Below are 21,027 nucleotides of genomic sequence, written 5' to 3' on the forward strand. Positions count from 1 at the left end.
TCAACTGAGACAATTTGTCGTAGTTGGATTTCCGATGTACAAAGAGTGCACTTCCAGCTATGCCAATGGTGCAAAAAGGATTATTGATGTGCTAAGAGTATCTATAAATTTACGTTTAAAGAACTTCGGGGGTTCGAATCCCTCTTGGGCTTAAATTGTTTGGTTACTCATCGCATGTATCGTCCGATGTGACGCCGCAAACGTATGTCAATTCCTCTGTTGATTCACCGACTGGAATGCCCTACGGCGTCTACGACATCACGAGCAAGCCGCCGGTGACGATCGAGTGGGAGTAATGAAAGAAACTCCAAAAACCCACTACATTCTAGGGTTTTTGGAGTTTCTTTTTTTAGAGTCAACCCTGCACAGGGATGGTCTTCATTTCATAGATTTTTTTGAGCGTAAGGACATGCTTTGTCTTCTCGTCACCGTCCTCTGTGTGGAGGTACGACTCCACAAGCCTGTAACCGAATACGAGAAGGATCATCTCGTAGACGCAATGATCAGCGATATGGGATACATCCGCATACTCCGAAAAGCCTTTATAATACGCGGGGACGCATCGCTGGTAGTATTCGACCATGTGATTGATATCCGTTTCATCCGCAATCAGGCTTGCGAGATCCTCTCCCAAGTAACCCCATCCGGATGTGTCCCAATCGATGAGCGCGATTTTCCCGTCGGCATAGATTAGGTTGGTCACCCAGAAGTCCCGGTGGCATAGCACGAGGGGCAGTCTTTCGATACGGGCGAGTATCTCGGCTGCGTGCTTATCGATGTCGATGAGCATTTGCCGCACGTGCTGCGGCAATTCGCAGTCTTCCGAGCGTATATAATTGTAGACGACCGGCCATGACCGGTAATGCAGATACGTATTCTTCATGAGATCTGCATGGCTCAGGTTGTTCAGGCTCTGCAGCACAGCGGGCTGCTCCGTATACAGTTTTCCTTGGTAGCGTCCTAACTCCAGCGCGGCCTGTTCAAACATGTCACCGGTCAAGTCTAAACCGGTTACGCCATCGATATATTCCAGCCACAGCTGGAATTCATTTTCTTCGGCATTGATCTCGGCGAGATAACATGTTGGCCAGCGGAAGGCATCTGAGAACGTCGCTCCCAAGTCGGACGCATAGAGATCATATTCCCGGCGCCATGAACCCGGATCGCCGTAACGCTCCCATTTCTTCTGGATTTTCAGCACGATACGGTACGGCAATTCTTCACCATCTACGGTTTCGGCGATCCCTGTTACTAGGTACACACTTCCCACAGTTCCTCCCTGTAACGGCATGGTTTGGCAGTCGGCAGAGATGATATCCTTCTTGAACCGTCGGCTTAAGGCATAGATTAGCGTTTCTAATTTAATAATCATTTCTTCTGTCCTCCGTTTTTCTTCGTTTGCTTGCTCCACATGGCGTTCGTTTTGTTTCGAGCCCTCTTGTCGATGAGGTAACTGGTCTTGTCCTGGACAAACTTGTTCTCATGCTGCTGGGCAACATATTGCTCCCACCGTTCAAGCGGCAACGAACCGTCGGCAAGCGCGGCGAGAACGGCACAGCCCGGCTCGGCCTGATGGCGGCAATCCCTAAATCGGCATTTCTGGAACCATTCCTCCACATCGGTAAAGCTTGCGCGTATGCCTTCATCGGCATCAAATAGCCCAAGCTCACGCATACCCGGCGTATCGATGACCATCGTACCGGAGGGGAGCATGAACAGCTGACGGTGCGTTGTCGTATGCCGCCCCCGGCTGTCGACCTCCCGGATCGCCTGAACCTTCATTACGTCCTGTTCCATCAACGAATTGAGCAGAGACGATTTACCGACGCCGGACATGCCGAGAAAGACGACTGTTTTACCAGGCATCAAGTAGGGGGCGAGTTCGTTCAGCCCCAGCCCTGTATGACTGCAGATTGCGTGAACCGCCACATCAGGGATGCTTTGTGTAACTTCTGCTAGTGGGAGGCTATAATCTTCAACGAGATCAGCCTTGGTCAGAATGATGACTGGCTGGGCATTGCTCTGCCTGGCTTGTGTCAGGTATCGCATGATGCGGGAAACCTTGAAATCCCAATTCAGAGAAGAAAGGATAAATACATAGTCAAAGTTGGTTGCAACGACCTGTTCCAGTATGGTTTTGGCATAGCCTGCGGCATGCCCTGAGTAATCTGCGCGTGAGAATTTAGAGCGGCGGGGCAGTACCTTAACGATGAGAGAATCTCCGCTCTCGTTGTAGTGCAGCAAAACAAAGTCACCGACACACGGAAAGTCTACATGCGTTTCCGTGCTGTGATAGAACGCTCCTTTGAGTACCGCCGTTACTTCGCCGCGCTCGGTCACGACCGTGAAGCGTTCGCGCCGAAGCTCCGTTACCCTGCCGGGCAATAATCCGTCGGGAATTGCTTCTATTTCCGTGTAGCCATAGGTTTTCAAATTCATCATGTTTTTTTGTTAGCTCCTTTAATGTTGTTTTTTGGACGCAAAAATGCCACGGACAAGCAGCCTCTAAAGAAGCTGCTGTCGCGCGGCATCAGGACGCAAAAAAGATACGACCTTCATCGTATCTTGCAAACAGCAATATTTTCGAAAGGTTACTTTGAATGGCATACCAAATAATACGGGCTTTTTCCCGCTTTTTTCACGTATGCCTACTATTCAGTTTTAAGACCAAACCACCATATAAGTAGAATTTGCCATTAAAATACATCTCCTTTCGTGTCAGGAACTTGCTTATCGCTAAGCTGTCTATAGAATAACCTATTTTGGAAAAAAAAACAATACCTTCCAACGCATCCTGACGGTGAAGATTGTGTCAGATTGGATCAGTTGGTACAGACCAAGTTAACTTAAGCACTAGGGACAAACCTATTATGGGACTTAGAAGGATTAAAAGAAGACTGATATATGACCGTTTTATCTGATTTAATGACTTTAAGTGGGGAAGCTTTGGATGAGTTTGCTGAAGAGGACCAAGAATTAGAGGATATTAAAAGTACGGGGATAATAGGAGACTTTTTAGATAGAGTTAATGAACTAATTAACGAAAGATTAGATACTTCTGATTTAGGTGTTGAGCTACCAACTTTATTGTTTGTTATTTCCTCTAGTGATGAAGCCAAAATTCAAGGGATTTGTAGGAACTTAAGAAGAGCTGACAAATATCTATTAGAAGCTGCACGTTTAAGGATGTACACTACGACATCTAAAATTGCGATTTGTATATTAGAGAAGTTAGCTGAATTATGCAATAGCATACGGATTAGCCTCAAGATAGGAACTAGTATGAATTACCAATAGGTACTCGTTGTTCTACAATCGGCGCTTTAGATTAATAAAGCAACAGTAGAAGAATGATAAGAAAAAAAGGACTCGATTCCTCTAAATAGGAATCGAGCCTATATAATTAAACCTACCAGCACCAATGTGTTGCCACATACACTCGACCCATTGCGAGGCTGTCGAGTGGTTGGAGTTAGTGTAAATAAAAAATAGCTATGTTGAAAATCCTTATGTGAATCTCAGCCTCTCTGCTTTTTTAATTTAAACTTTTAAATGGCTAGTTTTATTTATTCAATTCCTTATATAAAACATATTTTAAAGCAGAAATTTCATCTTCAGACAGTTTACCTTCAATTTCGGATAATACTTCATCCTTACTAATTGAACCATTTTGCGCTTGTTCCTGAATATCAAGTAAACGATTAACGCCCACTTTTTTTATTAACACACGTGTTGCTTCTCCCTTAGTTTGGAAGGGAAGAGTATCCGGATTTATAGTTGCTGCCTCGCTTACAATTTCTTGAACCTTCGAATCGTGCTCGATATAGGATTTTACTTCTTCTAGATTTTCGTCATCTAAAGTAGATTCCACTTTTTCGATTATTATTTCGGAAGCGATATTTGTCCCAAAATGCCACACAGCATAGCCAGCTGCTCCGAGTAAAACAAGAATTATTGCGGTAATTGTTAAAAACTTTTTCATCAACTCACTCCTGACACTTTGAATATAGCACAACTTCTCAAAAACCACGAAGAAAAAATGTTTTCTATAATTGGTTTAATTACAATTATTTGCGAACCCAGAGCAGATAAGTTTTCACCCTAATATATAGATAGCATAATTATCTATTGTAGGTACGTCTATATTTCCAACTGACTACTTGTGACACAATCGGGCCATATTCTTGAAGATCAATTTCAAAGAAATTGGATAAAAGGATTTCCAGTGTAAGGGCTATTCTTCTATCTATTGAACTGCAAAAGCTATTCACAAACTAAACATTTGATTACTTGTATTTAAATTCAAATGTATTTTTTTCTAGATATATTGCTTCATTAGAAGTATTAATAATAAAATCAAAATGCTGACTGTAGGGATGCATAAATACTTCATATTGAATCCTACGTTCTTCATGAGACTGTTTTAAATAATTGATATCGGTCCCTCTTTCAACAATATCACGGCTCGATCTTCTCATTAATTCGGTTTCACCATCTGTATAGAAGTAAATTTTTAAATCAAATAAATCTGGATTAATAAACGCGACACTCATACCTTCTACAATTGTTACTTTGTTATTCGAAGAAATTAACTCGCTTTTCATATAATGTGTATCTATGGTATATAAATTTAAACCAGCTCTAACCATTTGAACATCTCTTTCTAAAGAAGGCAAGTGATGCGCTGATGGATGGCAAGCCGTCATTTTAAAACGATGATTTTCATTTTGAAATGTATAGTCGATAATTGCATGCTTACGTATGTTTGAACTAACAATATATGGATCTGTATTAATATAATTCACTTCATTTTGATTTAATAGGTTTACGAGTCTATTAGCAAATGTTGTTTTTCCAGCAGCACCATGTCCTGAAATGCCAATAACAATCTGTTCATCAGTCATTTTGACCCAATCTATGATTTCTTGTAATAACTTATTCATCGTTCTTCTCCTTCTATTAATATTCTACCCTTAGTTTAACAAAAATCAGCTAATAGAAGCTAGTTCGTTAGTCCATTAAAGGGCGCGATTGTTTAATGTGCGTTTCTTTTTTCTTATTCAACTAAACCAGCTAATAGAATGTCAAGAAAAACATTGATAATCAAAAAACACTTCATGTTATACTAAAAATGCGCAAGACAAATAACCCTCCTCATTCAGTGTGGAAGGTTTTTGTTTTATTTGAAAATGCTGTTATTAAATAGTTTCTTGGAATGGTGCTTTCGTTTTTAAAATCGCATAAATCCAGTGTAAAAGCTTATTAGCACAAGCAATAACGGCTACTTTATACGGCTTTCCTTCCTCACGTTTTAAATCGTAGAAGGCTCGTAATCGTTTGTTTCGGGCAATAGTTTCATCTGTTGTTTTCTTTTTACGGCTATCTCGAATGGAACAGCGAACGGCTGTATAAAGCATATGGCGAAGCCTAGCTGAGCCGCGTTTGGTAATGTGATTTTTCGTGCCTTTAAAGCGACCTGATTCAAACACACTGGGATCTAATCCCGCAAAAGCTACTAACTTTTTCGGATGATTAAACCGCTCAATTTCCCCAATTTCTGAAAGTATCGTGGCCGCGATTTTTTCACCTACACCGGGAAGTGATTGGATTAATTCATATTCTTCGAGTTGTGCCGCCAATTGATCAATCTCACGCTCTAACGTAGAAAGTTGTTGGCGGTAAGCTTGAAGTAAATCAATATACATATTCAGACTGACGAGAAGGCTTTGATAAAGCGTTGACTGAAATGGGTTGCATTCTGCAGCTACTATTAATACTTCAGCTCTTTCATGCGCCCAATTAAATGAACGTGCTTTACAATGCTTATCAATAAATTGTGCAATCTCTTCTACACCTGCGTCTAGTACTAATTCAGATGTAGGGTAGGACTGTAAAGTCCTTAATGAAATCTCTGCGTACAAATCACCAAAAACTCCTTTATACTCAGGGAAAACTTGATCTAATACAGCTTGAAATTGTAGCTTTGTTTGAACCATAATCCCCGTCATATTTTCGTGATGCCTTGTCAGATGCCGAAGGTTTAAAAGGCGAATACCACGTTTTTTCTGAGGCTCTAAATCCTCTTTGTAATACAGTTCGCCTAAGTGATAGGCATCAATTACATCTGTTTTAGTTTTTCGTAAACTAGAGCTTTTAGCTCGGTATGAAACGAGCGGATTGACGATAATGACAATATATTCTCTAGCTTCTAAAAATTGTACAACTGGAGCATGATAGTGACCTGTTGATTCCAATACAACAGGTGGTTTTAACCCTGTTTGACGCTCTAAATCTAGTAAATAAGAGTGTAACTCTTCAAGTCCTCCCACCGTATGTTCAATCTTCACACTGCTTTTATAGGGCATTTTTTTATCCAAGAACATTTGAACCTGACTTTCACCTTTTGCGACATCCAGACCTACTACTGGATTCATAGTTTATCTCCTCCTCATGTAGTGTATTGACCGGTAACCTCTATCTAGCTTGTTATTCATATCTTCGCTTATTATACGGGATCACTATGTCCCAACCAGCCTAATCATGTGTTAACAAGTAGAGGGCGAACAGTTTAGTTGTCGGGATCAAGTCCCACGGGTGCTTCCGTTCTACCCCGGCTACTATCAATCTATAAATTGAATAAAAAATAGTCAACCAGATTTCTCTGGCTGACCTTATAATACGAACGGGGTGCTTTACTTAAATATCATAGAGTTGCATATGCAGCTCTTTTTTTCTTTATTTGAACTAACGAAGCAGTTTAGGCAAACTCATCATAATTTATTTGAACTGGGCAAACTACCATAGCTGATAAAGTAAGGTGGTAATTAAAAATATGAAATGCAAACAATTTACCTTTAATTTGACTTTGTTTGTTTTGGTGTTAACGTTATTTTCTACGGTAGTGATGTTGTCGGACAAAGGTACAGCTGAAACTGAGGAAGTCAGAGCTGAAGAAAAGCACGTAAAGAATTCCCATTCTGATTTCTACGACTTATTATTAGCGTTATTAGACCCTTATGCAAACAAAGTAATTGAAAAGCAATATCCTAATCGCAGTTATGCACTTTGGGATGCAGAAATATTAGAAGTGAAACGATTAACGGGTGGATTTTCTCAATATGATTTTATTGTTAAAATAAAATACGATACGTATACAGGTCCTTTAAATCCACCTGAAGGTCCTGTCACATTAACCTTTCATGTAACAACAGAAGGAGTTTCAGTAACAGAAATTCAAAAGTGAATATTATTTAGCTTTGTATATAAGTCACTAACGGGTGCTTTACTTGAAGAAACAGATAAAAATGAATATATATTAATGTACGAAAGATTTTTTATATAGAATTAATCAGTGAAGATTGAAAAAAATATTATTTTGAAGGATGACTGTATTTTGAAAAAGAAAGTTATTTTGATATTTACGTTTCTACTATGCGGCGGTTTATTATTTGTATGGTCGGAGAGTGAAGTAAAGGCAACTTTTACAGGAGTGATTGAAGAGATAAATGGACAGAGTGCCGCAGTTTATGTATTTGAAGATGAAGGTAATGCAGTTTATGGAATAATTGCTGTAAATCTGGCGAAGAATCCTGACGAAACATTTCAAGTTGGTGATAAGGTAAAAGTCGGTTACAATGGGACAATACGAGACACAGCACCACTTAGTATTACTACTCTTACTGTAGAATTAGTTCAGTAATATCTTATAGAAAAGTTGTGCGATGTACTATTCATTTCCTAACAGTAAATCCTTATTCAATAAACGAGTGCGTTGATCCAAGAAGGATTAACGCTTTTTTTGTTGAACTTATTGTACTAACGGGGAAGGTTAGTTCAATAAGGTGCTTGTTATATCATTTAACAATAGAAATAGATGGAAGAAGAAAAAGAAGCCATACACTTTAATATTAGTTTCGGTGAACCGTATCATAAGTAAGTGCGGTTTATAAGAAGAACCACCTAGAACATTGATTAATAATGTTTTAGGTGGTTTTCTCTATAGAATGAATAGGAGAGTTTTTAGTTTGATAACACTAACCTCAATATAAATTAGATTAAATTTGGTATGAAAAGATAACTTGTTCTGGGTCTCTTTGTTTCATTTGTAGGCTTTTAAAAGTTATATATTCTCGGGGCTATTTTACTCCGCTTTATTTAAAGTTTACTGACGATAAGTTGTCCTGTCGTTGCATCTATACCAACAATCCGCTGTTTTGTTTCCGATTGTCCCAATCGATATTGTAATACGTCATCGTTTTTATTTTCATCATACTGTCTAGACCATTGTAAAAAGGCATCGGCCTCTTTTAAGACAGGTATTACGTTCTCTATAGGTTGAATAGTTGGAGAATCATAGGAGTAAAGAAGTTCTAGGTCAATACGAGGAGACCTAAATGTATCGATGAAACCTGTCGTTTTGTCTACGCCAACGTAAAAATGTTCACCCTCTATTTGTAAGCCATGAGCTACGTGCAGCGGAAAAGTGAAAAATGCACGGTTCACCTCATTAAAGGATGGTTTCTTGATTTGCAATTGTACATAAGGAACATATTTTTTAAAATATGTCGCAATAAATGTACAAGCAATATCGCAACAAGCTTCAAACGAAAGATCCAGTTCACCTGTACGCTCTTTAAACCACATGAACTCCTTTAATTTCCTTGAATGCTTATCAACCATAGCCTTCACCGTATCCTCCATACGTTCAAGCAGGAAATTTTCCATCGATTTATCTTTCGGAGCTTTCCAATCCTTTTTTCGCCATACAATGCCGAGTGTATTTTCATCCATTTCGACTTCCCGTAGCTTTTCCATACAATCTGTTACACCTATAATATTTTCAAGTGTCGTCTGCTTTTCGAGTGGTTGTACGTATGGAAACTTGGTGAAGGAAGCTACATCTTCCTCAACTTCCTCTTCAAATAATGCTTTTCCATCAATTGCATTAAATGACTGGTATACAATTGGACTCTCGTAAATCGGGTACAGGTCAGACTGTGCAACAGAATAATGGTCACTAACTAAATACTTCATCGATAAAGTCCATGGGGCTTTAAATACTTGTTGTAAAATCCTGTCTTTGCTGACAAGCTGCGTTGGGAATTTTGGTGGAGCTTTCGTGTAGCCATTGTACTTAAAATCAATGATTTCTCCGTACTTGGAAACGATTATTTTTGTGTAATAGCTTTCAAGAGGATAGCCTCCCACAAATTGTTCATATAAAAACTTTGTTTCATCCTCTTTTTCAATGATAGTAGACACAGTTAAATAATCTAATGCTTCAGTGTATTGCTCTGTTAAAAATTGTTCTGCAATGGCTTGCTGCTGCTGCGTTGTGACAAGTGTACCTGTTGTCGAAGGAGGTCTAGTTAAATCTAATAATTTTCCGTTCGGATCAAGTGACACTTCAATTCCATCTTCTAAATCGTCTGTCGACCACATAAATGTAGCTTGTTCGTTTGAATAATCCTCTACTAGTAATTGATAGTTATCGGGAACTGACACAAAGTTTAACGCTAATTTCGCTAGTTGTTCCTTTAGCATATGTATCACTTCTTTCTGCTTAATTGGTTTGTTCATGCGTTGTTCTAGTTGCTTTTTTAATTGGATACGACCACGATGTAAATACATTTTGATTGTATTGATTGGCTTATCTAGGAGATAGGAGATTTCTTGTACTTTAAAATCATAAAAATAAAATAATATAAGTACGGTTTGATAATCTTTTCGAAGTAAAGACAATGCCTCATGGACAAATTCGTAGTTCATTGATTGTTCTTGTTCAATTAGCCGTTGCTGTATAAGCTCGGTTTCCACTACTAGTGTACGCTTTTTTTGTCGTAGAAAAGCAAAACAGTGTCGTATTAATATCTTAAACAGCCATGTAGAGAAATATTTTGGTTCTTTTAATTGATGCATAGATTTGAAAGCTTGCAGCAATGTTTCTTGTACAATGTCTGATGCGTCTTCTCTGTTACCAACATAGGAGTAAGCTTTTGCGAGAAGCTTAGGCTTTTCAGCTTCTACTAGCTGCTCAAATGCATCTTGCTGACCGTCGATAGCTGCTCTTACTAATTGTTCCATTTAAATACCTCCTATTACTGTTAGAGTAACATTTTAGATGAAAAGGTTTCACTAAATATTGAATTTTTTTGTTTTTTCTTATATTTTGTAGACAATTGCAATAATGGACGACTAAACGAGCACTTTATAAAAAATATTTTGGCTAATCAGCACTCTCGGTGAAAAGTAAAAAATAGATACGATTAACTATCTAGATAAAGCGCATTACGGGGATGGGGATTATGTTGAACTTGTCGCGCCCTAATTAAGGTGATTATTACATTTAATAGGATTTTTTGGATTGTGAAAATCAGGTTGTGTTATGTATGGCAAAAAGAAAGATTGGATTGGGCTGTAGCATTACATCATATAATTCCTTCTTCTCAAGCTACATAAATAGCGAAGGATTCCCCCAAAAGCCATATGAGACGATCCTTTTTAAAATTAATAAATTTGTAAGGAATGAGTAAGAAAAAAGAAAAAATCGATTCTTACAATAAAAGTACAAGATAAAAGGGGGTATTAAATGACTTATATTAAAAACAAATCAGCTGACAAAAGTCTTTGAAGGGAGCTATTTTCAATCTTTCATCATTTTTGTGCTACGGTATGTATAAATTTCACCTTGCTTCACATGCATGTTGGCACTAAAAACAAGCTAGAATCGACAAATTTGGAGCTTGAAAAGACTGTACGTTTAATTGATTTAGGCTTCTTTTCCTTATACACAGAAATGAATGAAAAAAATTGAATCTCTTGCAATCAATTTTGAGAAATTACTTGATAACTTGGTTAAGTTAGAGCGGACAACAAACAAGCAGGAAAGTAGGCAAGATATAAACAGTGCGGAGTTTTGCAATACTCTTATATGATAGCCTTAAATCCATTCTTTATAGAAAAGCGACGAAATCAATACTGCGTCTACAAAAAGTTTATAAACATAAGTATTACAAGAGATAAAAATAAGTTGAGCTCCACTAATATCATATGGTATTTACGGAAGGCAGCTTTTATATATTTTACCATTTGTTTACTTTTTTAGTTTTGTTTATGTCTACTGCTAAATAAGGACAACAAGGAGTTATCTTTGTTCGAAATAAGCAATAAAATCGATCACTTATCTAAGGAGGCAATTCTTTTATGAAAAATAAATTATCTGGGGTGTTAGCTGCTACATTAGCGTTAACGATGAACCTACCAACAGGAGCGATGGCGTTTTCTAGCAGTCAGACTATGGTTGTAGTTAGCCAAGAAGTTGCTAGCCAAGAACTGAAAAAGATTGCGGCAGAGAAGGCTACTCTACTCACGAAGTCCTATGAGACGACTAGCGTGCAGTATGCGCTAATTGATAATGGCAAACTTATTTTGTCGGGTCAGACAGGCAAGAACGATATGAAAGGGAAACAGCCGCTGACCAAAGATACTCTATACGGGATTGGTTCAGTCAGTAAAATGTATGCAGCGGCGGCTGTGATGAAATTGGTCGACGAAGGAAAGGTCGATTTGGATGCTCCTGTCGTCCACTATGTTCCTGATTTCCAGATGAAAGACGAGCGTTACAAACGCATTACGCCACGTATGCTGTTAAACCACTCCTCCGGTTTGCAAGGTACTGAGTATAGCAATAATTTTTTATTTAAAGATAATGATACCTATGCCCATGATAACTTGTTGCAACAATTGTCCAGCCAGAGCTTGAAGGCGGACCCTGGCGCGTTCTCGGTATACTGTAACGACGGCTTTACGCTGGCTGAGATTATGGTGGAAAAAGTAAGCGGTATGAGCTTTACCGAATTTATACATCAACGGTTTACAGAACCCTTAAAGCTAAATCATACGAAAACGCCGCAGGACAAATGGGAAAACGATAAGCGGGCTGGACTTTATTTTCCAACGTACCAAGGACAGCTTCCTACTGAATCGGTGAATGTGATTGGTACGGGAGGGATCTCTTCCACGGCAGAAGATATGGTGCGATTCTCACAAATATTTATGGGACGGGGAAAAGGAATCCTCTCTGATAAGGCAGTCAAGGCGATGGAGCAAGAGGAATATAAAAAAGGAATGTGGCCAGGGGATGGATATAACATTGTAAATTATGGTCTTGGTTGGGATAGCGTGAAACTATATCCATTCAGTGAATATGGGATAAAGGGCTTGGCTAAAGGCGGCGACACGGGACTGCAACATGCTACACTGGTCGTACTTCCTGAACAGAAGATGGCAGTGGCTGTGTTGTCATCCGGCGGTAGCAGCTCTACAAATCAACTGATGGCGACAGAAATACTGCTCGCTGCGCTAAAAGAGAAGGGCACAATTAAGGATATCAAGCCGAACAAATCCTTTGGTAAGCCGGTTAAGGCCAAGATGCCTCAAGACATAGCAAAGAAAGCAGGTTTTTACGGCAATAGTTTCAGTCATTTCAAAATAAAAATTACGAAGAATGGAGAACTGATCTTACCAGCTAATCCAGAAGAAAAATATGTATATACTGCGAATGGAAGCTTTATTAATGAGACAGGTACCTCCAAGCTCAACTTCGTCACAGAGAAGAATAGACGAACATATTTGAGGGAGAGCACATTTATATCGTTGCCAGGTTTAGGGCAAACAGCGGCTACTCAATATATAGCCGAGAAACTAGATGACAATGTGCTATCGAAGGAAACCACTGCCGCATGGGCGAAGCGGGAAGGCGTTAAGTTCTATCTCGTAAACGAGAAATATAGTTCTGCTCAATATCTCTTACCAATGTTGCTTACAACACAAATTAATCGCAATGAAGGTCTAGAGGGCTATTGGGACGGCAGAAAAATTACAGGCCCAAACACGGCTGCGCATCAGCTCCAGATCCCCGTGATGACAGGCCGTGATACGACGGAATCTCGTTTCTATACAGAAGGCGGTAATGAATATATGGAAATGTCCGGATTGTTATACGTAAGTGGAACCAACGTGAAACCGCTTGATGCAAGCCAATCATCCAAAGTTACGCTACAAGCAAATGGGCATGCGGGATGGTTTACGATCCCGCAAGCGGTAGCAGGGAAAACGATGACCGTGGCGTTGCCATCGAAGAGTTCGTTCGCGGTGTATGATGAGAATGGAGTAAGTGTCAACTTTACCTTTGTGAGCGGCAATAACAAAGTAAAACTGCCGAAGAACGGAACGGTTGTATTTGCTGGCGCGCCGAACTCGGAATTTGCAATTACGTTGAACTAACTACAATTTAAGATGTACGTCAAAAAAACCAGTACGACACCGAAAAGGTGTTTTGCTGGTTTTGTTTGTATTTACGCATTATCTTTACGAAGAGGTTTACCGAACTCTTAGCATTTCCCCAAAAAACAATCATGGTAATAATCTGTCAAAGGTGTTTGTCTTAAAATACTAAAAGCTTTATGACAATAGTTGAAAGCATAAATTAAAGTGAAAGAGAATGAAATTGTTCCCTTTTTACTTTAGAACTTCTTAAACTAATGTGGTTTACTTGAAGATCATTGAGTTGCATAGGCAGCTCTTTTTTCTTTATTGGACTAATGGGCAGGATAGTTGATGTAATTCACATTAATTATCCGTAGTTAAATCAAGTGGGAGATGTCGAATTTAAACTTAATAACAACCTGTAATTTATGGTATAATTATAACAATTAACCATTCGAATAGGAGAAGTTATGAGAAATTATAAAATAGCTTGTATAAGTACTTGTATTATACTTTTATCAGGGTGTAATGCATTTTCCTCTCAAACAGAAGAACCATCTTTAAAAGTAGCTTCAGAAGAACCATCCTTAAAAGTAGCGTCAGAAGAAATAACAAAAGTTGTAAAAAAGGAACCTGTTATTTTAGATGTTACGGATATGGAGAAAGAAGAACCAATAAGAGGTTTTTATCCTCATGCGATTGATGAAGAGATAGCGTCTCCTATAGGTGAAAGTAAATCTTATTTTACTCATTCTGGTGATAGTCCATTTAAAATAACCTTATTAAATACTGGTACTGAAAGCTTTTTATACAAAATTCAAAATCTAGATAAAGAAACAACTGTAGCAAATGGTGTTTTAAAAAGTAATGAAAGTTATGAGAAGGTATTTGACGGATTCCCTGAAGGTGCTTATGTCATATCTTACCTAGTAGTAGAAGAAGGGTTTCCTATGGATATAAAACTAAAAGTAAAGGTAGAGGAACTTCACTAAATAATTGGATTTTTAGGCGGAAACCACAAAACCGTGTTCAACTAAACCAGCTAATAGAATGTCAAGAAAAACATTGATAATCAAAAAACACTTCATGTTATACTAAAAATGCGCAAGACAAATAACCCTCCTCATTCAGTGTGGAAGGTTTTTGTTTTATTTGAAAATGCTGTTATTAAATAGTTTCTTGGAATGGTGCTTTCGTTTTTAAAATCGCATAAATCCAGTGTAAAAGCTTATTAGCACAAGCAATAACGGCTACTTTATACGGCTTTCCTTCCTCACGTTTTAAATCGTAGAAGGCTCGTAATCGTTTGTTTCGGGCAATAGTTTCATCTGTTGTTTTCTTTTTACGGCTATCTCGAATGGAACAGCGAACGGCTGTATAAAGCATGTGGCGAAGCCTAGCTGAGCCGCGTTTGGTAATGTGATTTTTCGTGCCTTTAAAGCGACCTGATTCAAACACACTGGGATCTAATCCCGCAAAAGCTACTAACTTTTTCGGATGATTAAACCGCTCAATTTCCCCAATTTCTGAAAGTATCGTGGCCGCGATTTTTTCACCTACACCGGGAAGTGATTGGATTAATTCATATTCTTCGAGTTGTGCCGCCAATTGATCAATCTCACGCTCTAACGTAGAAAGTTGTTGGCGGTAAGCTTGAAGTAAATCAATATACATATTCAGACTGACGAGAAGGCTTTGATAAAGCGTTGACTGAAATGGGTTGCATTCTGCAGCTACTATTAATACTTCAGCTCTTTCATGCGCCCAATTAAATGAACGTGCTTTACAATGCTTATCAATAAATTGTGCAATCTCTTCTACACCTGCGTCTAGTACTAATTCAGATGTAGGGTAGGACTGTAAAGTCCTTAATGAAATCTCTGCGTACAAATTACCAAAAACTCCTTTATACTCAGGGAAAACTTGATCTAATACAGCTTGAAATTGTAGCTTTGTTTGAACCATAATCCCCGTCATATTTTCGTGATGCCTTGTCAGATGCCGAAGGTTTAAAAGGCGAATACCACGTTTTTTCTGAGGCTCTAAATCCTCTTTGTAATACAGTTCGCCTAAGTGATAGGCATCAATTACATCTGTTTTAGTTTTTCGTAAACTAGAGCTTTTAGCTCGGTATGAAACGAGCGGATTGACGATAATGACAATATATTCTCTAGCTTCTAAAAATTGTACAACTGGAGCATGATAGTGACCTGTTGATTCCAATACAACAGGTGGTTTTAACCCTGTTTGACGCTCTAAATCTAGTAAATAAGAGTGTAACTCTTCAAGTCCTCCCACCGTATGTTCAATCTTCACACTGCTTTTATAGGGCATTTTTTTATCCAAAAACATTTGAACCTGACTTTCACCTTTTGCGACATCCAGACCAACTACTGGATTCATAGTTTATCTCCTCCTCATGTAGTGTATTGACCGGTAACCTCTATCTAGCTTGTTATTCATATCTTCGCTTGTTATACGGGATCACTATGTCCCAACCAGCCTAATCATGTGTTAACAAGTAGAGGGCGAACAGTTTAGTTGTCGGGATCAAGTCCCACGGGTGCTTCCGTTCTACCCCGGCTACTATCAATCTATAAATTGAATAAAAAATAGTCAACCAGATTTCTCTGGCTGACCTTATAATACGAACGGGGTGCTTTACTTCAATAAGAAGTAGAGCCTTTTTCTTATTGAACTAACGGGCCAGTTTAGTGGAAGAAAGAATTCGATTTTCATAACAAAAAATAGAATTCACAATGATGTGATTTAAATAGGGGAGAAGTAATGTTAAAAATATTAAGAGATATCTCGTTAGTTATAGCTTTTGCATTAGCAGGTTATAGCCTTATTACTAAAAACTTTGAGTTTATGCCATATATGCTGTTGTTCTTAGGTGTGTCTTCTTTGGTTACGGGGTTTTTGGAACTAAAAGCAAAACGGAAAACAAGTGCAATACTTTCTATACTTGCTGCAGCATTTGGTTTTTTTGTCGCCATTTATACTTTTTGAGCTAATGAGTGCTTTGCTTCAATAAGTCACTATAAAAGAGGGAATAGTTTGTGAAGAATCAAGTGTGGTATTTCTTATTGGGGCTCATCGTAATAATTTTAAGCACACCTTTAGGATATTTCTCAATTAAATTAGTGTATTCTAATGAAAACTTAACTGGAGAATATGTTCCTGTATTGGACAGAGTGCCGCAATTTATGTATCTGAAGATGAAGGTAATGCAGTTTATGGAATAATTGCTGTAAATCTGGCGAAGAATCCTGACGAAACATTTCAAGTTGGTGATAAGGTAAAAGTCGTGCGATGTACTATTCATTTCCTAACAGTAAATCCTTATTCAATAAACGGGTGGGGCTGTCCCAAAAGTCGGTGAAAACCGACTTTTGAGTGCAGCCCTATTTCTTTAAATTTAAATACAAAAAAATCGCCTTTTCTTGTAAAATGTAAGTGACAAAACAAACAATTACGGAAAGGGCGATTTTTTATGAGCAATCCAAAGACTACTAACGAAAATTATAACATGACTCAAACAACGCTTCCACTAGAAATTGGGGAAGAAACTCTCGTTTCTAGAAATCAAAATGAAAACCCTACATTCATTCCATATAATAACCAACAAAGTATATGCCTCTTCGATCTTCAAGACCTTATTCCAATTAATCATATTGCGCGAGTAGTGGATGAAATGATCGAAGGAATAGACGATGAATACTTCTTCGAACCATACAAAGGTGGTGGTCGCAGTGCATATCATCCTAAAATGATGGTAAAAGTCCTTCTCTATGCGTATTCGCAAAAAGTATATTCTTGCCGAGAAATCGCCAAATTACTGAATGAAAATCTCCCAGCAATGTGGCTAGCTGCGATGCAAAAACCAGATTATCGTACAATTAACCGTTTCAGAACATCGTTTATGGTTGAACGAATTCAACTATTATTTGAAAAAATGATTCATCAACTTATCGAACAAAAGTATATAACAATGGAAAACTACTTTTTAGATGGCACAAAGATTGAAGCTAACGCTAATAAGTATTCTTTTGTATGGAAAAAAGCAACAACTCGTTTTGAAGAAAAACTGAAAGAGAAAATTGATGAGACTTATCAATTTATTCAATCTGTCGTAAAAGGGGATGAATGCTCTATCGTGAGTGAGGACAACCAGTCCTCTATTACGCCAAAAGAGAAGCTAGAACAAGCAGAAGAGATTCTTACACGCCAAATCAGCAAGCAAACCAAAGAATTCCAAGATGAAACAGAACCAGAAGCCCGAAAGGAAAAACGTAGAAAGTTAAGCGAATCCAAGAAACTCAAAAAGCAAATTCGTGAAGATTTTCGTCCACGCCTTGAAAAGTATGAATACCAACAACAGTTATTCGGTGAGCGCAATAGCTATTCTAAAACGGATACCGACGCCACATTCATGCGGATGAAAGAAGATCACATGCAAAATGGACAATTAAAACCGGGTTACAATATACAAATGGCAACAGAAAATCAATTCATTCTTTTTTATACTCTGCATCAACGTCCAACTGATACACGATGCTTTATTCCACATTTGGAAGAATTGAAAAAATCATCCGTTCCGTTCCCAAAAAACGTCATAGCAGATGCCGGTTATGGAAGTGAAAGCAATTATCTCTATTCAATGGACCAAGAATTTCAGGCATTGATTCCTTATGGCACATTTTTAAGTGAACAAAAACGAAGTTATAAAAAAGACATTCGTCATGCAAGTAACTGGGTTTACAACGAACAAGATGATACATACATATGCCCTAACAATCGAAAAGTACCTTTTAAACGTTATTCTACACGTACAGATAAATATGGTTTTTCACGAGACTTCAAAATATATGAATGTGAAGATTGTACAGATTGCCCATTGAAAGCACAATGTTCAAAATCTAAAGGGAATCGACAGATTCACTACAATACCGTTTATGAAGAACTCAAAGCAAAAGCACAAACTAGCCTTTGGTCTGAACCAAACGCACAAATTTACGCTCGACGGAAAATCGAGGTAGAGAGTGTATTTGGTCATATCAAGGGCAATCGGTCGTTTCGTCGATTCTCACTTCGAGGTTTAGAAAAAGTGAGAACGGAGTACGGCATTGTGGCAATGGCCCACAATTTACTGAAAATAGCTGGAATCCTCCAGCTATTTTCACCAAAACAGAGAAAAACGAAAAAAGTTCCAAAGAAAAACAGTACGTTTTTCTTTGGAACTTTTATTTTAGGGACTTATTAGACAGCCCCTTTTTTTTTGAACTTATTGTACTAGTGGGGCAGTTTAGTTGAAGAAGAAATGATAGAATTAATAATAGTTAATAAAAGGAATAGGTGGTTTAATTATGGATATTATCAATTTCGGTGAAAAAGAGGATGGTAAGGAATACATATTGAGACCCGCTGTTTATTGTTTAATGTTCGATAGTCAGAAAAATAAAATAGCAATTATTCAAACAAGTGATGGTAAGTATTTTCTTCCAGGTGGGGGAATAGAAAAAAATGAGACACACGAAGAGTGTTTAAAAAGAGAATCTCTTGAGGAAATGGGGATGGATATTGAGGTAGGTCATTTTGTAGGGTGTGCCCGAAGGTACTTTTATTCTACAAATGAATATAAATATTACCTTAGCGAAGGGTATTTTTATTTATGCAACACGGGTAGGCAAATAAGTGAACCTACAGAAGAACACAATTTCCTTAAATGGATTGAACCAATCCAAGCGATAGTAAACTTATTCCACGAACATCAAAGTTGGGCAGTTAATGAAGCATTAAGACAAATAAAGCTGTTCAACTAAAGGAACAGGTTAGTTCAATAAAAATGATTATATAAAATAACAGCCTTATCAAGTAAGTTAAAAAGGCAAAGGTTCACTCTTTTTTAGATTTTTCACGTCATTTCTTTGTTTTTGCTTTAACCAACAATCGGGTGATTCAAAATGAATGAAAGAATAATCAAGTTCATCTCCATTAGTTGCTAACTGAATGGGGGTGCCCATAGGCAGCTCTTTTTCTTATTCAACTAAAGGGCAGTTTAGTTTGAAAAGGTATCTTTTGAAAGTGACAGGTTATCAGTGGGAGGAATAAATAAATGGAAGAAAAAAAGTTTGATATTTTAATGTTATTTCAAATAATTTTTGCAATCCTTGTTATGTTAATTAGTATTTACAGTAAGGTTACGGAAAACTACAACTTACTACCATTGATGCTCATACTTCTGGGTATAACGATACTTATAATGGGGTTACGAGAATATAAAAGAACTCAGGGTTTATTGTGGGGTATCTTCATTTTATGCACTTCGTTATACATTTTATTCTCTGCGGTTAAGGCATTATGATTAATTAAATAGAAGTAATATGGAACTAACGGGGCAAGTTAGGTCAATAAAGGAAAGATAAGATACAACACAGAATTATATGGTAATACACTTTTAAAAAGATAGGAGAGAGCTAAAGAAATGATTATTTTAGAAACTGAAAGGTTGTACTTGAGACAATATAGAAAAGAGGACATACATACCCTTTTTTCTATTTTTTCAGATGCAGAAACAATGGAATATTATCCAGCCCCATTTAACTTAGAACAAACCCAAAATTGGGTAAAGAAAAACCAAGAAAGATACGAAGAAGATGGCTATGGATTATGGGGAGTTTGTCTGAAGGAAACCGAAGAATTAATAGGTGATTGCGGACTTGTTAAACAGAAAGTAGATGGAAGAACGGAGGTAGAAATCGGCTATCATATCAATAAAAACTATTGGTCAAATGGCTTCGCAACTGAAGCAGCTAAAGGTTGTAAAGAATATGGCTTTTATCAATTAGGTTTGAATAAATTGATAAGTATAATTGATCCTAGAAATGTTCCATCTATACGTGTAGCAGATAAAATTGGTTTCACTAAAGAAAAAGAATCGTTTATTTTTGATAAAAATCATTGTATATATGCTGGGAGACCAAAGGTTAGATAAGAAAGTTTATTAAGCAAACCGGTGCTATAGTAGATGATCGTTGAGCTGTTCAAACGGCTCTTTTTTCTTATTCAACTAAAGGGGCAGATTAGAGATGAGGAGATAACTTGAAATGTATAGAGGTAGTATGAAAAATAAAATTAACAGAATACATATTATAGGGTCAATTATTCCATTTTGCAAATAGAATATGACTTAATGGCAGACGTATGAGTCTGCCAATTTTTTATTTTTTTGTAACGAAACCCTCTTAACTTAGTCTTACTTATGAAAGGAGGTTGAAATGTGACCGAATTTGAGAGCATTTACAATCAATATTTTCGAGAGGTTTACTCGTTTGTACTATTTTTAAGTCGTAACGAAAAGATAGCCGAAGAAATAACACAAGAAACATTTTTTAAAGCATTAAAAAACATTGATAAATTCAACGGGAAATGTAAACTCAATGTTTGGCTTTGTCAAATAGCCAAAAACACATACTTTACCTATCTCGACAAACAAAAGCGGTTAGATACAGAGGATATACCTGAAGAAAATGAATATAGTATTGAAGAAATGATACTAAATAAAGAAGAGACTTTCCGTATTCATAAAGTCTTACGTTGCTTAGAAGAGCCTTATAAGGAAGTTTTCACGTTAAGAGTATTTGGAGAACTTTCCTTTAAACAAATAAGTGAACTTTTCGAGAGAACAGAAAGTTGGGCGAGAGTCACATTTCACCGAGCTAAACGTAAAATTCAAGACTTGCTGAGGGAGGAATAGAA

The 21,027-nt window shown here is 37.6% G+C and carries 19 protein-coding genes; 12 read left to right on the forward strand and 7 right to left on the reverse strand.

Annotated elements, in window-relative coordinates; all coding sequences use genetic code 11:
• Nucleotides 1-355: 355 nt before the first annotated feature.
• Nucleotides 356-1,372, reverse strand: a complete 1,017-nt coding sequence (locus tag ACZLO7_RS06370; protein ID WP_464938076.1) for a phosphotransferase family protein — start codon at nucleotides 1,370-1,372, stop codon at nucleotides 356-358.
• Entirely contained in the window at nucleotides 1,369-2,442 is a 1,074-nt protein-coding gene (gene rsgA, locus ACZLO7_RS06375; protein WP_464938075.1) for a ribosome small subunit-dependent GTPase A, read from the reverse strand. The genes ACZLO7_RS06370 and rsgA overlap by 4 nt, the downstream gene beginning before the upstream one ends.
• 462 nt (nucleotides 2,443-2,904) lie before the next feature.
• On the opposite strand from rsgA, the gene ACZLO7_RS06380 reads away from it, so the two are divergent.
• Nucleotides 2,905-3,297, forward strand: a complete 393-nt coding sequence (locus tag ACZLO7_RS06380) for a hypothetical protein (RefSeq protein ID WP_464938074.1) — start codon at nucleotides 2,905-2,907, stop codon at nucleotides 3,295-3,297.
• Nucleotides 3,298-3,562: 265 nt separating this feature from the next.
• Here the strand turns inward: ACZLO7_RS06380 and ACZLO7_RS06385 are convergent, their stop codons facing one another.
• From ACZLO7_RS06385 to ACZLO7_RS06395, 3 genes are all read right to left on the reverse strand, one after another.
• Nucleotides 3,563-3,982: a hypothetical protein gene (locus ACZLO7_RS06385; RefSeq protein WP_464938073.1), complete on the reverse strand. Its 420-nt coding sequence runs from the start codon at nucleotides 3,980-3,982 to the stop codon at nucleotides 3,563-3,565.
• 304 nt (nucleotides 3,983-4,286) lie between these two features.
• Nucleotides 4,287-4,943, reverse strand: a complete 657-nt coding sequence (locus tag ACZLO7_RS06390; protein WP_464938072.1) for a uridine kinase family protein — start codon at nucleotides 4,941-4,943, stop codon at nucleotides 4,287-4,289.
• A 255-nt stretch (nucleotides 4,944-5,198) separates the two neighbouring features.
• Nucleotides 5,199-6,434: an IS110 family RNA-guided transposase gene (locus tag ACZLO7_RS06395; RefSeq protein WP_511261392.1), complete on the reverse strand. Its 1,236-nt coding sequence runs from the start codon at nucleotides 6,432-6,434 to the stop codon at nucleotides 5,199-5,201.
• Between the two features lie 398 nt (nucleotides 6,435-6,832).
• Here ACZLO7_RS06395 and ACZLO7_RS06400 point away from each other — a divergent pair, with 398 nt between their 5' ends.
• Together ACZLO7_RS06400 and ACZLO7_RS06405 are read left to right on the forward strand one after the other, a co-directional pair.
• The gene (locus tag ACZLO7_RS06400; protein WP_464941405.1) at nucleotides 6,833-7,243 is read left to right on the forward strand and encodes a DUF3888 domain-containing protein; all 411 of its coding nucleotides are present in this window, start codon (nucleotides 6,833-6,835) and stop codon (nucleotides 7,241-7,243) included.
• 150 nt (nucleotides 7,244-7,393) lie between these two features.
• A complete protein-coding gene (locus tag ACZLO7_RS06405) occupies nucleotides 7,394-7,699 on the forward strand; it encodes a hypothetical protein (protein WP_464941406.1) in 306 nt (101 codons plus the stop codon).
• Between the two features lie 455 nt (nucleotides 7,700-8,154).
• Here the strand turns inward: ACZLO7_RS06405 and ACZLO7_RS06410 are convergent, their stop codons facing one another.
• Entirely contained in the window at nucleotides 8,155-10,083 is a 1,929-nt protein-coding gene (locus ACZLO7_RS06410; protein WP_464941407.1) for a sigma-70 family RNA polymerase sigma factor, read from the reverse strand.
• 1,119 nt (nucleotides 10,084-11,202) lie between these two features.
• Between ACZLO7_RS06410 and ACZLO7_RS06415 the strand changes: the two genes are divergently transcribed.
• Nucleotides 11,203-13,284, forward strand: a complete 2,082-nt coding sequence (locus ACZLO7_RS06415) for a serine hydrolase domain-containing protein (protein WP_464941408.1) — start codon at nucleotides 11,203-11,205, stop codon at nucleotides 13,282-13,284.
• A gap of 452 nt (nucleotides 13,285-13,736) precedes the next feature.
• Nucleotides 13,737-14,258 carry a hypothetical protein gene (locus tag ACZLO7_RS06420; protein ID WP_511261393.1) on the forward strand — a complete coding sequence of 174 codons (522 nt, stop codon included), beginning with the start codon at nucleotides 13,737-13,739 and terminating at the stop codon, nucleotides 14,256-14,258.
• A 175-nt stretch (nucleotides 14,259-14,433) separates the two neighbouring features.
• Here the strand turns inward: ACZLO7_RS06420 and ACZLO7_RS06425 are convergent, their stop codons facing one another.
• Complete coding sequence (locus ACZLO7_RS06425; protein WP_511261344.1) at nucleotides 14,434-15,669, reverse strand: IS110 family RNA-guided transposase; 1,236 nt, start codon at nucleotides 15,667-15,669, stop codon at nucleotides 14,434-14,436.
• Nucleotides 15,670-16,053: 384 nt separating this feature from the next.
• Here ACZLO7_RS06425 and ACZLO7_RS06430 point away from each other — a divergent pair, with 384 nt between their 5' ends.
• The 7 genes from ACZLO7_RS06430 (at nucleotide 16,054) to ACZLO7_RS06460 (ending at nucleotide 21,025) form a co-directional block, all read left to right on the forward strand.
• Nucleotides 16,054-16,278: a DUF3953 domain-containing protein gene (locus ACZLO7_RS06430; protein ID WP_464941462.1), complete on the forward strand. Its 225-nt coding sequence runs from the start codon at nucleotides 16,054-16,056 to the stop codon at nucleotides 16,276-16,278.
• Nucleotides 16,279-16,328: 50 nt separating this feature from the next.
• Nucleotides 16,329-16,514, forward strand: coding sequence for a hypothetical protein (locus ACZLO7_RS06435; RefSeq protein WP_464941460.1), 186 nt, complete (start codon nucleotides 16,329-16,331; stop codon nucleotides 16,512-16,514).
• Nucleotides 16,515-16,762: 248 nt separating this feature from the next.
• The gene (locus tag ACZLO7_RS06440) at nucleotides 16,763-18,532 is read left to right on the forward strand and encodes an IS1182 family transposase (protein ID WP_511261366.1); all 1,770 of its coding nucleotides are present in this window, start codon (nucleotides 16,763-16,765) and stop codon (nucleotides 18,530-18,532) included.
• A gap of 103 nt (nucleotides 18,533-18,635) precedes the next feature.
• On the forward strand, nucleotides 18,636-19,091 hold the full coding sequence (locus tag ACZLO7_RS06445) for an NUDIX hydrolase (protein ID WP_464941443.1): 456 nt from the start codon (nucleotides 18,636-18,638) through the stop codon (nucleotides 19,089-19,091).
• Between the two features lie 407 nt (nucleotides 19,092-19,498).
• Complete coding sequence (locus tag ACZLO7_RS06450) at nucleotides 19,499-19,633, forward strand: DUF3953 domain-containing protein (protein WP_511261417.1); 135 nt, start codon at nucleotides 19,499-19,501, stop codon at nucleotides 19,631-19,633.
• A 120-nt stretch (nucleotides 19,634-19,753) separates the two neighbouring features.
• Complete coding sequence (locus ACZLO7_RS06455; protein ID WP_464941441.1) at nucleotides 19,754-20,263, forward strand: GNAT family N-acetyltransferase; 510 nt, start codon at nucleotides 19,754-19,756, stop codon at nucleotides 20,261-20,263.
• A 285-nt stretch (nucleotides 20,264-20,548) separates the two neighbouring features.
• Nucleotides 20,549-21,025 (forward strand): RNA polymerase sigma factor, encoded by a 477-nt coding sequence (locus ACZLO7_RS06460; RefSeq protein ID WP_511261394.1) that lies wholly within the window; start codon nucleotides 20,549-20,551, stop codon nucleotides 21,023-21,025.
• Nucleotides 21,026-21,027 lie beyond the last annotated feature (2 nt).

Source organism: Viridibacillus sp. d25.2 (assembly GCF_055456015.2).

What these genes read in the sequence shown, in the direction of transcription:
- ACZLO7_RS06370 (WP_464938076.1), bottom strand. Translation starts at nt 1,372, where the DNA reads ATGATTATTAAATTAGAAACGCTAATCTATGCCTTAAGCCGACGGTTC.
- rsgA (WP_464938075.1), bottom strand. Translation starts at nt 2,442, where the DNA reads ATGATGAATTTGAAAACCTATGGCTACACGGAAATAGAAGCAATTCCC.
- ACZLO7_RS06380 (WP_464938074.1), top strand. Translation starts at nt 2,905, where the DNA reads ATGACCGTTTTATCTGATTTAATGACTTTAAGTGGGGAAGCTTTGGAT.
- ACZLO7_RS06385 (WP_464938073.1), bottom strand. Translation starts at nt 3,982, where the DNA reads ATGAAAAAGTTTTTAACAATTACCGCAATAATTCTTGTTTTACTCGGA.
- ACZLO7_RS06390 (WP_464938072.1), bottom strand. Translation starts at nt 4,943, where the DNA reads ATGAATAAGTTATTACAAGAAATCATAGATTGGGTCAAAATGACTGAT.
- ACZLO7_RS06395 (WP_511261392.1), bottom strand. Translation starts at nt 6,434, where the DNA reads ATGAATCCAGTAGTAGGTCTGGATGTCGCAAAAGGTGAAAGTCAGGTT.
- ACZLO7_RS06400 (WP_464941405.1), top strand. Translation starts at nt 6,833, where the DNA reads ATGAAATGCAAACAATTTACCTTTAATTTGACTTTGTTTGTTTTGGTG.
- ACZLO7_RS06410 (WP_464941407.1), bottom strand. Translation starts at nt 10,083, where the DNA reads ATGGAACAATTAGTAAGAGCAGCTATCGACGGTCAGCAAGATGCATTT.
- ACZLO7_RS06415 (WP_464941408.1), top strand. Translation starts at nt 11,203, where the DNA reads ATGAAAAATAAATTATCTGGGGTGTTAGCTGCTACATTAGCGTTAACG.
- ACZLO7_RS06420 (WP_511261393.1), top strand. Translation starts at nt 13,737, where the DNA reads ATGAGAAATTATAAAATAGCTTGTATAAGTACTTGTATTATACTTTTA.
- ACZLO7_RS06425 (WP_511261344.1), bottom strand. Translation starts at nt 15,669, where the DNA reads ATGAATCCAGTAGTTGGTCTGGATGTCGCAAAAGGTGAAAGTCAGGTT.
- ACZLO7_RS06430 (WP_464941462.1), top strand. Translation starts at nt 16,054, where the DNA reads ATGTTAAAAATATTAAGAGATATCTCGTTAGTTATAGCTTTTGCATTA.
- ACZLO7_RS06440 (WP_511261366.1), top strand. Translation starts at nt 16,763, where the DNA reads ATGAGCAATCCAAAGACTACTAACGAAAATTATAACATGACTCAAACA.
- ACZLO7_RS06445 (WP_464941443.1), top strand. Translation starts at nt 18,636, where the DNA reads ATGGATATTATCAATTTCGGTGAAAAAGAGGATGGTAAGGAATACATA.
- ACZLO7_RS06450 (WP_511261417.1), top strand. Translation starts at nt 19,499, where the DNA reads ATGCTCATACTTCTGGGTATAACGATACTTATAATGGGGTTACGAGAA.
- ACZLO7_RS06455 (WP_464941441.1), top strand. Translation starts at nt 19,754, where the DNA reads ATGATTATTTTAGAAACTGAAAGGTTGTACTTGAGACAATATAGAAAA.